The following is a 12,559-nucleotide window of genomic DNA, read 5'->3' as shown; positions in this document are numbered from 1 at the left end:
GGAAAGATTGTGATTTTGACTAAAAAAAAACCTGCATCAATAATAACAAACAAAAAAATTGCGGTGTATGGACTGGGAAATGTTGGTGGGCCGTTAGCAGCTGCTTGGCTAAGGGCGGGAGCTAACGTAATTGGCGTTGATGTATCTACTAAACTACTTACTGAAATAAGAAATGGAGAATCTCACAAAAAAGAGCCATTCATATCAGAGATTTTTTCAACTGCATTAAAAAACAACAAACTTTCCTTAACATCTGATGGAATTCAAGCATCAAAAGATTCTCAAATAAAGATCGTAGCGGTACCAGTCGCACTAAAAAACAACAAGATAGATCTTAGTATCATTATTACCGTTGCACAAAACATTACGCGGGGACTGAAGAAAAATGATACGGTGATAATTTGTCCATCTTTACCTCCAGGCACTACAGAAAAAATAATCCTGCCGATATTGGAAAAAAGTAAACTAAAGGGAGAGAAAGACTTCTGTCTGATCTACAATCCTGAGAGAATCTATGAGGGAAGAGCTTTACAGGACATTGAAGAAAATTATCCTGCGATTGTATCTGGGCTTGGCAAAAAAAGCACTGATCTTGCCCAAAATTTGCTAAGTTTAATTTCAAAAAAAGGAGTCTTGACAATGTCATCACTTGCAACAGCAGAAGCAGAAAAATTGTTTGAAGGAGTTTACCGTGATGTCAATATTGCTCTTGCAAATGAGCTAGTGGATTTCTGTAAAGATGTTGGAATAAACTATTGGGAAGCAAGAAAAGCAGCAAACTCCCAACCATACTGTCATTTACATTATCCTGGAACCGGAGTTGGTGGTCTCTGTATACCAGTATATCCAAGATTTGTAATTGAACAGGCTGCAAAACTAGGTAAAAATATGAAGATAACAGAATTTGCAAGAAAAATTAATGATGATATGCCAATACAATGTGTGAAAGATGCAATTCGACTCTTAAAAAATAACAAAAAAACCAAAAATCTCAAAATTGCTGTGTTAGGATTGGGATTTAGGGGAGATGTAACTGATTCTAGACTATCTCCATCATATGCAGTGATTAATGAGTTCAGAAAAAAGAAGCTAAGAGTATCTGTACATGATCCATATATTCTCCAAGATGATGATCTACCGTCTAATGTGGAACTGTCATCTGATCTTGGAAAGACTATTCACAAGGCCGATTTGATTTTCATATCTACTGATCATAAACAATATTCAAAACTAGATGAATCTTCGTTTTCAAAGGCAAACAAACCATTACTTATCTTTGACGGAAGAAATATTCTTAACAAAAATAATTTTAACAACTCAAAGCTTTTGACAATAGGAATTCCATGATTGTTATACGATTGGTTTTCTATACTAACTTTATATAATAATCAAAATTCAGTCGAATAAATGGCAAAACTAGAGTTTACGATTAATCTTCCAGCAGAATCAACTAAATTGTTCAAATTAGCTACTGATTTTGAAAATTTCAGAAAATATTTTCCCCATTTGATCAAGTCAATAACTATTTCTGAAAAAAATGAATCCACAACAACAACACAAGAAATATTCACATTTACCAGCTTTATCAAACATGAAATAAAACAAAAATCTATACATAAAGTCATTGAACCAAACCGACTTGAAACAAAAATTATTGAAGGACCGTTTAAAGGAAGTATACTGTATATATTATATGACAAAATGGAATCTGGAACTAAAGTTGTAGTAACAGCTGATCTTAAAATTGCATTAAAGTATAGAATTCTTAGTAGTCCTATAAAAAATAGCTATAGGCAATTTCTGACTGGACTCTTGTACAAAATGAACACAGAAGCACTTGCACAATAAAAATGAAAATTACGATAATTTCAAATAACAAAACAAAGGTGATCTGACGATGGAAGATTTCAGCAATCTTGTAAATTGGGAAACTCTATACAGTAATTCTGCCACTTTTAAAAAAAATAAACCGATAAAATATGGATTTGTGGAAGAGTTTTTTGAGCGCAAGTTTTATGAAAAATTATACAAAACATATCCGGAATTTGATAAAAACTGGTATGTTAACAATGAGCCTGCTCGTTCTGCTGCCGGAAGACGCTTTAATGATACGTTCTATGTAGGGCCAGAACACCAAGTAGATGATCCAACATTGAGCAAGGAATGGAACAAAATCAAGAGGTATTTTATATCTGATGAATTTACTGCCAATGTAAAAAAATACTGTGGAATTCCGATTAAAAGAATAAAATACTTTAGCTTTATTCTCCTGCGTAAAGGAGATTTTCAACTACCTCACATAGATGGAGACAAAACTGTCAAACTGAATATGTTGCTTTATTTCAGCAAAGGTTGGCAAAAAGGCGATCCAGGAGGAACCTACATCTCTTCAAAAGAAGACGAATCCACAATACTCTTTGAGCCATATAATCTTGATAATTCTGTAGTGTGTTTCCCACCATCTACACCAAAATCATGGCATGGTACACGGTATATTGTAAAAGATGTCAAAAGACAAGCTGTTGCCCTAGCTTGGGAATAATAAAAATTAAGAAAGTGCATTGTAGTCTATTTCAAAAACTTTGATTCTGTAGTGGTATCCTTCTTGATCTGAGTCATAAATTTTCTTCAAATATGGATATTTTTCTTCATGCAAGAAAACATCATTTAATGATCTTTCTATTTTTGAATTAATTCCAAACAAATCATCAGAAACAATATGTGTTAATCCGTTATTCTGATTTTTCTTAATAAACTCTAAAACGGTTTCTTCATCACTATATGTAATTATTTTTGGTGATTCCAAAACTGATTTTTTAATAGTTGGGAAATTCTGATTCAAAATATATGTGGATTTGACATATTCAATTTCAGAAAATTGATTTATTCCTCTTGATACTTTTGAAATTTTTTGTGCAATTTCAAAAGACTCACGCTCATGATCTGTATTTGGCCCTCTAATATCCAAATATGCAATAGATGCACCAATAATTCCGCTACATATGACTATGGCAATTAATTTTTGATTAGTAAATTTATGAATTAATTCTCTTAATGTAATTGTGGATAACAAGCATAAAACTGGAAAAATTATGTACAGATATCTGGTTTCATGATATCCTCTTGAATATGCGTATAATGCAGGCAATAGCATTACAATACAAAATAGAATTATCGTTACAATTCTCAGATCTGTTATCTTTTGTAATTTTTTTCTGAAAAATATTATGATCCCTACAGGAACAAGAAATGCAAAAGTAGGTATCATTATCCATCCTAAATAACTAAAAAAAATCTTAATCGTCTGTATGATAGTTTTTTTGTAGTAATCTGAACCACTCTCGGGATACTCTGATATGTATTGGTGAGCTTTTGTTGCAGCTGAAATATGGCTGATGAAACCGTCTTTGCCCATTGTTTGAACTCTCTCATATGTCATTGGTAGTAAGACAATTGCAAAAATTCCAATCGCAATAAAGTATTTTAAAATAAGTTTATTCTCTTTTCTAAATCTCAAAAAATACGATATTGAAAGTGGCACAAGAAGAAGAATGCCCTCATATCTTGTTAATGCTCCAAGGGCAGCTAAACCAAATGCAATGAAGGAATATCTCGTATCTTTACCTAAAATGAAGAACAATGATAAAACTGCTAATAAAATAAAACTGGTATCGGTGATACCTAACAATGAATTGATGATTATTCTTGGATCGATAATGAAGATAAAAGCTCCAATTATTGCATATTTTTTTTCAAAAAATCTCGTACCAAGTAAATAAATTGGTATTGCGGTAAGTGATGAAATTACAACTGTTAAAATTCTTTGCAAGTGCATAAAATCCAAAAAATTCTGTGATTTGAGAAATGAAAAAAATATGGCCAAAAATGAAGGCCAGCCATTATTTGGAAAATCATAACCTGTAGGGAGTTGACCGAGTAAACTTGTATCTATTGCATACCAAAAATACAATGAACCATCCAAAATTATTGGAATATTATACGGAAAATACAGTAATCTAATAATTAATCCACAAACAATGGCAAGTAAAAGTAACAGTGATGTTTTTTCTATAATTCGGACTGCATACGACGCATTCATATCTTTGTTTTTTGTTAGGTGCCTTTTAACTTGTCAATCTAGATATTTAGATTCATTTTGGTACTTTAATGCCATAAATTTGCGCTGTCTTGCTAGTGGATTGACGATCTCTATTGGGGTTTACTCTATATGCTACACATCTAAATCCTGCGCTCTCTAACATATCAATAAGTTTTTCTTGCCTGCGTTCTGGATTTTCATCATATGTGTTAGAGATCTTCACTGCGTCAACATTTTCTAAAACATCAGGGGTAAGCTCAAACTCACATCCCTTGCAATCTATTTTGAACAAATCTACATGACTAATTTTAAATTCCGTAAATAATGATCTAAAACTATACCCTTTGACTTGAGTAGTCTTAACATCCTTCCCGTGAACATTGTACACATATGATGCCATTTCCGCAATGTTTGCTTTAGCATTTTGATAGAATGTTAGCATACCATCTTTTCCAATAGCTGCATTGATTGGAGTTATTCGTTCCGCTAAATGAGGATTCAACTCAATGTTTTTGATCATAGCATCATAATGTGCCTTTATTGGTTCAAATGCATATACTCTAGCTCCCAAATTGGCGTAATACAAAGGAGTATCTCCACATTCCGGCCCAACATCAATTACTGTTTTTCCAGACCAATTTTTTTCTCTATTCATGGTGTGGATGTCTTGGGTAAATGTTGCGGTGATCGTATTTCCGGGATGAATGGAATCGATGTAGAATTTTATTCCATTAGCAAGCTCAAGAATTTTCTTTCCATTTTCTTCTGTTATCTTAATTGTCTTATCTCTTCGATATCTAAAGTCTTCTTCATTAGTAACAAAATCTGCACCATGTCTTAGGCAACCAAATAACGTCAATATTAGATTACTATCTTCAAATGTCATGTTGTCTAACGGAATAGTGAATTTACTCCTCTTACCAAACACCACTTCTAATTTTCTGTCTTGCTTTACTGAATAAGAATTAGCAAATGTCAAAATGCCAAGAAATGCAAGCATTGTATTAAATTGCAAATAATGGAATTTTACAACTGTGCCGTCTAACAGTTTTATCTTATGGTATTTTGCTCCACGAAGTATTGATAAAATTAATGAGATTTTATTTTTAGTCACAAAAATGAACGGAAACAAATAATACAATAACCCTAAATTTTTGGAAAATGACAATTTTATTTTAAAATCTTATGATCCATCTTTTAAGTATTTACATGTAGATCATTGCATTTGTTGCAATTTGCCTTGTCTGTGGTTTGCAAAAATCAAAAATATCACTTCTAACGAGGCAGAAAGAACAAAGGCAGAAGCCACTCCACGCGTCCCAAACATGTGACCAAATGCTATTGTACCTGAAACTGTTGCGCTCAAAGCAACAACTGATGCTATTAATAGAATTCTACTATTCTCAGAAGCTAAAAACTTTGAAACGTATATCATGTTCATAGTAGTGGGAATTATGGCCAAACTCATAATCTGTATTGCTTCTACTGCTGATGTAAATTTGGGGAAAAATGCTGGTATCAGATACGGAAGCAGTGTTATCCCCAGCGTTGTGATTATTACAGAAATCACAACTGTGTAGATCTTTAATTTTCTGTTTAAATTTCCTGAGGAATCTTCTGGAACTATGTATTTGTAAATAATATTTGAAAATATCATGAGTCCACCAAAAAATTGTACTGCTAGTGAATAATTACCCAAAATAGCAAACCCTAGTAATGGTGCTATAACTAATTTGTCAGCTTGACCTGCAAGTCCACCAGCTAAAATCAGGAAATAGTTATTTGCAATAAATCTAGATCGTTGTTTTACCAATGAAAAATTTATCTTATTACTTCTAAGTCTTTTATAGATTCTAATGGAAAATCCTATGTATGAAAGTGCTAATGCAAAAATTATCCCATTTGCTCCAAAAGCAAAATAAAATCCGATCCCAAGTGCTAAAGTAAGTCCTTTTTGTATCAGGGTGTATCTAGCATAAATCGTGTAATCTTTTCTCCCTAGTAGTTCTCCTATGGCTAATGTGTTTATTATATATCCAAAAAGTAGCAAAACTACATCGATTCTGTAAAAAATTATCATTATTGCGATGGAAGAAACTAATCCTACTAGTAGTGATATTAAGTATAATGTAGATTGAACGTTGATATTTTTTGCAGTATATACTGTAATTGTATTCTGTGTACCAATCAAAGAAATGTAAGATGCAGTTCCAGCAATTCCAAGAAAATATTGAATCTGGCCATAATCATGCGGATCTAATCTCGATGCTATGTAAAACCAAAACAAAACAGTAATTGCGTTTCCTATTATATCTGCCAATCCAATTGAGGCCAGTCCTTTTAGGCCAACTAGTTTATTTTTAATATTATCTACAACATCATCCATATCTTAACTTGTTCAATTCTTGTTTTCTCTTATCACATTGATTAAAGAAAATAACAATACCGCCGTAGTCAATGCCACCAATCCAAAAATCATTGTCCCAGTGGCTATTGCAGCTAAAGTCAAATGAAAAACGCGAAATTCCCCATAATATTGAATAGTCCATAAAACAAAGAATAATCCTATGCCTAAAAGAATCATTCCTGGAATACCATAAAATTTCAGGGGGTGTTCTATTGCTGTATACTTTAATGTGCTCAACAAAACAGAGGTCCCATGCGATACTGGATTATGAGTTGAAGTATCACCGTCATAAAGAACTGTTATTGGTACTTCTATTATCTTGAATTTATTTTTATTTGCCTTGATTAAAATCTCTGTTGATACACCCATACCAGAATCTGTCGGTGTTATCTCAGAGAGAACTTTTCTATTGTATGCTCTAAAACCGCTTTGTGAATCTGTGAGTTTTTCGCTCAATGAGACATTTGCAACTTTTGTCAATGCCTTAATGCCTATTTTTCGATATTCTGGAATATTCTGGCTTTTTTCATTCATGAATCTTGAACCAATTACAATGTCTGCATCCTCATGTAATATTGGATCAAGAACTTTGTTGATATCTTCTATTCTATGTTGGCCGTCTGCATCAAATGTTATTAGCGCATCTGCGTTCAGATCTCTAGCTTTTAAAAAAATACTCTTTATTGCAGCACCATAGCCTAAGTTCTTCTCATGATCAATTACAACTACACCTAGATCATGAACAATCTTAGATGTAGCATCTGTTGAACCGTCATTACAAATTACTATGTTATCGAATCTTCTTTTTAACTCCGATACAAGTTTTCCTATTTTTCTTTCTTCGTTATATGCTGGTATGCCAATTACAATATTCAATCAGTGTTCACCAAAGAAACTCATCCTGACTATAATAAAATCTCCTATTAAATAATTCAAAAAATACACACTAACTCAATATGCTTTTGATCACTATGTCTTGTAATCTTCTAGATATCTGTGGATATAGAGGTAGAGTTAGTATTTCTTTATAGACCTGCATTGTGTTTTCTAAACTTCCTCTTATCTTGACTATTTTTTTGAATGTGGTGAATTGATGTATTGGTTTGTAATGGACCGATACTCTCACACCACTTTTGACAAGTTTCTTGAATACCGCGTCCCTCGATGATCCGTGTTGTTCTTTTAATACTCTAATTATGTAAAGATGGAAAGAATGTGAGTTGTCATTGGGTATTGACGGGGTTATGATCCCTTTGCTGGATTCCAGCTTATTATTATAATAAGCAAAGGCTTCTTTTCTTTTAGAATTCAAAGCATTGATTCTTTTTAACTGGCTAATGCCCAACGCAGATCTTATCTCATCTAATCTATAATTATATCCGGGTTCTAAGACGTTATATTCCCATGGTCTTCCCTTGGAATATCTTTCTGACAGTGATTTCAATATGCCGTGGTTTCTTAACGTTCTAACATAAGTCGCTATATCTTTTGAATTAGTAATTACCATTCCGCCTTCAATGGTAGTGATATTTTTAGTAGGATAGAAACTAAAGCAGCCAGCATCTCCAAATGTTCCGACATGGTCATCCCCAAACTTGGTTCCTATGGCGTGAGCAGAGTCTTCAATTAATTTCAAGTTGTGTTTTTTTGCTATCTTTCTAATCTTGTCAATATCACATACCTTGCCAGCAAAATGTACTGGTAAAATTGCTTTAGTTCTAGAACTTATATTTTCTTCAATAGATTCAGAAGAAATATTGAAATTTTTTCTTTCTATGTCTGCCAGAACTGGTGTTGCTCCAGCCAAAACAACAGCGCTTGCAGTAGCAACAAACGTCATATCTGGAATAATCACTTCATCTCCTTTCCCTATACCACATGCCTTGAGTGATAAATGAAGTGCAGATGTTGCATTGGATACGCCTACTGCATATTTTGCTCCAGTAAAACTGGCAAATTTGTTCTCAAACTCTCTTAATTTTGGACCATCTGTAAGAAGTGTGGAATTTAATGCTGATAATACTGCTTTTTTATCTTCAGAAGTTATTTCAGGGGCAAAAAATGGGACCTTAATTGATTTATCATTAAAAGCGTCTTTGATTTTCACTGGATTAATTGAAAAATGCTGTAATTTATCTATTGATAATTTGTTTGTATATTTCTAAAGTGCTATTAGCCATCTTTGTAGAATTACAAATGTTCTGAACTAAATTATATCCAGCTAGACCATACTCATTACACATTGCTTCATTTTTTAATAATTCAATAATTGCAGAAGCAAGTGACTTGTAATCTTCTGGCTCTATTAACAAGCCATTTTCTTTATCTCTTACGATGTATGGGATACCATGAGCGTTGGTACTTATGACTGCTTTTTTGAAGGCAAAGCCTTCCAAGGGAGTCAAAGGAGAGAGCTCCCATCTCGAAGGTAAAACCAAGAATTTACAATAGTTATAGGCAGATATGACATCTTCGCGTGGAGGGTTTTTAATTACCAAAATTTTGTCTTGAAGTTTTAGATTATCTATCATCTCAAACATCTCAGATTCAAAACCAAAGTCAACTCCCATTATCACCAAGATTTTTTCTTTCATTTCCTGCGAATTTTTTATTAAATTGATTGCGTTAAGTAGAATATCTACTCCTTTCACTTTATTGAATCTGCCAACGAATAAGAAAAAATCATTCTCTATGTTGTATTTTTTCTTAAAATCTACTTTGGAAGCATATAGATTGTCTAGGTTAATTCCATTTCTAACAATTACTATTTTGTCCTGAGAGCAAAATTCTGAAAAAATATCCTTTTCGTATTCGTTACCCACACTGATCTTTGTTGCTTGGTTAATAACAAACCTCACTAAAGGCATCTGCATCTTATACAGTGTTTTTTTTACAATTCCTACTTTTGTTAAATCTGGATGGGTAGTCAGACCTCCTTGATCAGACAAAACTAAAGGAATTTTCTTCTTTTTAGACACAAGTGCCGCTATAACTGCCTGAAAACTTCGTGCACCAATAGAATGAATCACATCCGGTTTGTCTTTTAACATCTGAAAGTACATTCCAGGATTAATAAAAAATAAGTTAACTGCAAACCATACATGTGTCCTAATTATTGTGAATTTGTCAATCTTTTCAATTCTTGGTAGATTTTTGTTAAACGTTTTTGGATTATTTGCAAAATCTAGATCAGTTGTATAGATCTTCACATCATGTCCTACATTTGATAACTCTCTTGCTATGTCCACAGCCAAAAATAAGATACCACCAAATTGTGTTGCTGGCAATGATGCAGGGCAAGTTAATGCGATTTTCATTGAATCTGCTATTTTTTTCTAATTATTATCTCCTTTCAAGTCTTTGCTACGTATACATCACATATGTTTTGCAAATAAAATTCCCATGCCATTATTAGATGGGTGATCATTCATTAGATATTCTGTCTTCAGTTTATTTTTTAAATCAATTAAGAGGGATGATTTAGTATCTGCATGGTGATATTCTAGAGAAATTTTTTCTATTTTTTTAGTTATGTCGTCAGTAAGAGAATCTATTATCTCATATTCTGCTCCCTCGCAATCTAATTTCAATAAATTACATTTTTCTATATCTTCAGACTGGATTACGTTCTCCAAGGTAGTGGTTTCTATCTCGACCGATTTTTCGCCTACTTTGTAAAAACTATGTGCTGCCTGATCATCACTCAGGTAAATACGAATTTTACCATTTTTGCTAGATATTGCAATATTAGATGGTTTTACATTTCTAATATCGTTTTGTTTAATATTTTCTAACAGTATTTCATAATTTTCTCTAATTGGTTCAAAGGAAAAAATTTTACCGTTTTTACAGAATTGGGAACAATATAATGTAAACAGACCAATGTGGCCTCCTATGTCGATGATAACATCATCGGCGTTTATCTTAAAACCGTGCTCTCTTTGATATTCTTGTAATATCCATACGTTAAAGAATGCCTGTAAATCGGTAGAATCTGTTCGCAGTTTTATTTTTAATCCATTTCTTAATTTTACAATGACGAACTCATCTTTCATTAATCCATAATGTGTTAAAGGTATTACGTGCCAATTACTAACTAATTTTATACATTTCAATAAAATTGAAAATTTACTAGGTGACCTCTTCTTCACAGTTATATCACATTCAATCAATTAAATCTAAAGGTTTGCAAATCTCTCCACCATTTTGCAGTATTGTATTCCCCTCAATTTTATAACGAACTATTAACACAAAAAAATCGTGAAAATACTGATCACCGGTGGATTAGGGTTTGTTGGTAGCTCCCTTTCACACAGTCTTGTCAAAAAAGATCACGAACTCATACTATTGACTAGAAATTATGCAAAAAAACAAAATATTTCTGAAATTGCTAAAGACGTAATACTAGAGAAAGTAGACATTACGAATCTTCCAAAATTTGGCTCAATTATAGAAAAATACAAACCAAATGCTCTAATTCATTTGGCTGGCCAAACCTCACATTCTAAATCGTTTGAAGATCCAATGTACGATGTAGATGCAAATACACGGTCAACTTTATTCATCTTAGAAAAAATCAGAAAAATGAAACTGTCATGCAGATTCATACTTGGCAGTACATTTGTTGTGGTAGGAAAACCCAATAAACTACCTGTAAACGAACAAACTATCTGTAATCCTACAACAATTTATGGTGCAAATAGGTTAACAAGTGAGCACTATTGCAAAATCTACAATAATGTATATGGTCTAGACTCGATAATTTTTCGCATTACGAACTCGTTTGGCCCAAAAGAGCAAGTTATCCCTACCAAAAACGCAATTAATTATCTAATACATGAGGCATTCAAAGGAGAAAAAATTACAATCTATAACAAAGGTAAGTTCTACCGTGATGTAATCTACATCTCTGATGTGATAAGTGGTATTGAATCAATAATGAAAAAAGGCAAGAGTGGTAATCTTTACTGGATCTCTTCTAATAAAAAAACATGGTTCTATCAGATAGGTAAGTGGCTTGAGGATCTCACAGACACCAAAGTGCAGTACATCGATTCTCCACAATATACAAAAAAAGTTGATGTTGGAAACTTTGTTGTAGATAATTCTAATCTAAAAGGGCTCGGTTGGAAACCAAAAATATCTGTAAAAGACGGAATTAAAAAGACTCTGGATTATTTTTCATCATTAACCTAATCTGTTTTTGCAATATATCTTGTAAAAGAAGTAAATTTGAATTTCTTAAGAATTGAGTCCATACGTGGGAATGCTTTTTTGATATTGTGATATGTTATGAATTCCTCCTTGAAAGGTAAGTCGATTTTGGGCATAAGCTCTGGCACAAGTTCCCAAGAGTGTATGTACATAGTGGCCGGAATTTCATTTTTTTCATATTTCTCAATTGCATCAAATAATAGTCTTGTAGGTAATGCTCTTAGGTAAAAACCACCTGCAATGGGTATGCGCCTTATGAAAAAATCTGATGTAAGCAGTGGAAACTCAAGAATTTTGCCGTCCTCATGATTTCTTTCTATATTCTGACTCTTTATTCTGTATGGCCCAAGCTCATTGCTTGAAACCCCATACATGTACGATTTTACTGGAATTAGACTACTGTCGTATGAGTAGTTGTTTACCTCTAATGCGTCTATGGCCCAAGATGTAGTGTGGTTAAGAGAGAATGTTGGGGCTCTAAAACCAACAGATTTCCCGGATGTTAACTTATTGAAAGTCTTGAGCTCATTATCAAATTTGTCATAGGATAAAGATTCTAATCCATCATGATGCATAGTGTGAAATCCGACTTCATGTCCATCAGAAAGAATTTTGTCAAGAATTTCTGGTTTTGATTCAATAATTTCACCAACAATGAAAAACGTAGCATATGTTTCATTTTTTCTTAACCAGTCAAGAATTTTATCGATTCCATTAGTTATCAATAAATTTTTTTTCTGATTCGTCAAATATTTTTGAATTAGTTTAGGATGATACCATTCTTCGAAATCTATGCCTAAAAGATTCAATTTAGCTCAATTATGTCAAATTTATTATTA

The 12,559-nt window shown here is 32.8% G+C and carries 12 protein-coding genes; 4 read left to right on the top strand and 8 right to left on the bottom strand.

Annotated elements, in window-relative coordinates; translation table 11 throughout:
- Positions 1-15: 15 nt before the first annotated feature.
- Genes NAQ_RS06440 through NAQ_RS06430 form a run of 3 tightly spaced genes read left to right on the top strand, consistent with a single transcriptional unit; the run spans position 16 to position 2,542 of the window.
- Positions 16-1,347 carry a nucleotide sugar dehydrogenase gene (locus tag NAQ_RS06440; protein WP_245871557.1) on the top strand — a complete coding sequence of 444 codons (1,332 nt, stop codon included), beginning with the start codon at positions 16-18 and terminating at the stop codon, positions 1,345-1,347.
- A 60-nt stretch (positions 1,348-1,407) separates the two neighbouring features.
- Positions 1,408-1,848, top strand: coding sequence for an SRPBCC family protein (locus NAQ_RS06435; RefSeq protein WP_100182756.1), 441 nt, complete (start codon positions 1,408-1,410; stop codon positions 1,846-1,848).
- Positions 1,849-1,897: 49 nt separating this feature from the next.
- Positions 1,898-2,542, top strand: coding sequence for a 2OG-Fe(II) oxygenase (locus tag NAQ_RS06430; protein WP_100182755.1), 645 nt, complete (start codon positions 1,898-1,900; stop codon positions 2,540-2,542).
- 6 nt (positions 2,543-2,548) lie between these two features.
- Here NAQ_RS06430 and NAQ_RS06425 read toward each other — a convergent pair whose 3' ends face one another.
- The 7 genes from NAQ_RS06425 to NAQ_RS06395 form a co-directional block, all read right to left on the bottom strand.
- Positions 2,549-4,099 (bottom strand): ArnT family glycosyltransferase, encoded by a 1,551-nt coding sequence (locus NAQ_RS06425; RefSeq protein WP_100182754.1) that lies wholly within the window; start codon positions 4,097-4,099, stop codon positions 2,549-2,551.
- Between the two features lie 52 nt (positions 4,100-4,151).
- Positions 4,152-5,267 carry an FkbM family methyltransferase gene (locus tag NAQ_RS06420; RefSeq protein ID WP_162858678.1) on the bottom strand — a complete coding sequence of 372 codons (1,116 nt, stop codon included), beginning with the start codon at positions 5,265-5,267 and terminating at the stop codon, positions 4,152-4,154.
- Positions 5,268-5,315: 48 nt separating this feature from the next.
- Positions 5,316-6,485, bottom strand: coding sequence for a lipopolysaccharide biosynthesis protein (locus tag NAQ_RS06415; RefSeq protein WP_100182752.1), 1,170 nt, complete (start codon positions 6,483-6,485; stop codon positions 5,316-5,318).
- 12 nt (positions 6,486-6,497) lie between these two features.
- Positions 6,498-7,382 carry a glycosyltransferase family 2 protein gene (locus NAQ_RS06410; RefSeq protein WP_100182751.1) on the bottom strand — a complete coding sequence of 295 codons (885 nt, stop codon included), beginning with the start codon at positions 7,380-7,382 and terminating at the stop codon, positions 6,498-6,500.
- Between the two features lie 70 nt (positions 7,383-7,452).
- Complete coding sequence (locus NAQ_RS06405; RefSeq protein WP_162858677.1) at positions 7,453-8,613, bottom strand: DegT/DnrJ/EryC1/StrS family aminotransferase; 1,161 nt, start codon at positions 8,611-8,613, stop codon at positions 7,453-7,455.
- A 25-nt stretch (positions 8,614-8,638) separates the two neighbouring features.
- Positions 8,639-9,823, bottom strand: coding sequence for a glycosyltransferase family 4 protein (locus tag NAQ_RS06400; protein ID WP_100182749.1), 1,185 nt, complete (start codon positions 9,821-9,823; stop codon positions 8,639-8,641).
- Positions 9,824-9,880: 57 nt separating this feature from the next.
- Positions 9,881-10,561, bottom strand: a complete 681-nt coding sequence (locus NAQ_RS06395) for an FkbM family methyltransferase (protein ID WP_162858676.1) — start codon at positions 10,559-10,561, stop codon at positions 9,881-9,883.
- A gap of 205 nt (positions 10,562-10,766) precedes the next feature.
- Here NAQ_RS06395 and NAQ_RS06390 point away from each other — a divergent pair, with 205 nt between their 5' ends.
- On the top strand, positions 10,767-11,702 hold the full coding sequence (locus NAQ_RS06390) for an NAD-dependent epimerase/dehydratase family protein (protein WP_100182747.1): 936 nt from the start codon (positions 10,767-10,769) through the stop codon (positions 11,700-11,702).
- On the opposite strand, the gene NAQ_RS06385 is transcribed toward NAQ_RS06390, so the two are convergent.
- Positions 11,699-12,529 (bottom strand): polysaccharide deacetylase family protein, encoded by an 831-nt coding sequence (locus NAQ_RS06385; protein ID WP_100182746.1) that lies wholly within the window; start codon positions 12,527-12,529, stop codon positions 11,699-11,701. The two genes, NAQ_RS06390 and NAQ_RS06385, sit on opposite strands and share 4 nt — an antisense overlap.
- Positions 12,530-12,559: the final 30 nt, after the last annotated feature.

This window comes from Candidatus Nitrosotenuis aquarius, from assembly GCF_002787055.1.
GTDB lineage: Archaea > Thermoproteota > Nitrososphaeria > Nitrososphaerales > Nitrosopumilaceae > Nitrosotenuis > Nitrosotenuis aquarius.
The sequence above is the reverse complement of the archived record's forward strand: the minus strand, read 5'-3'. Positions and strand labels throughout refer to the sequence as shown.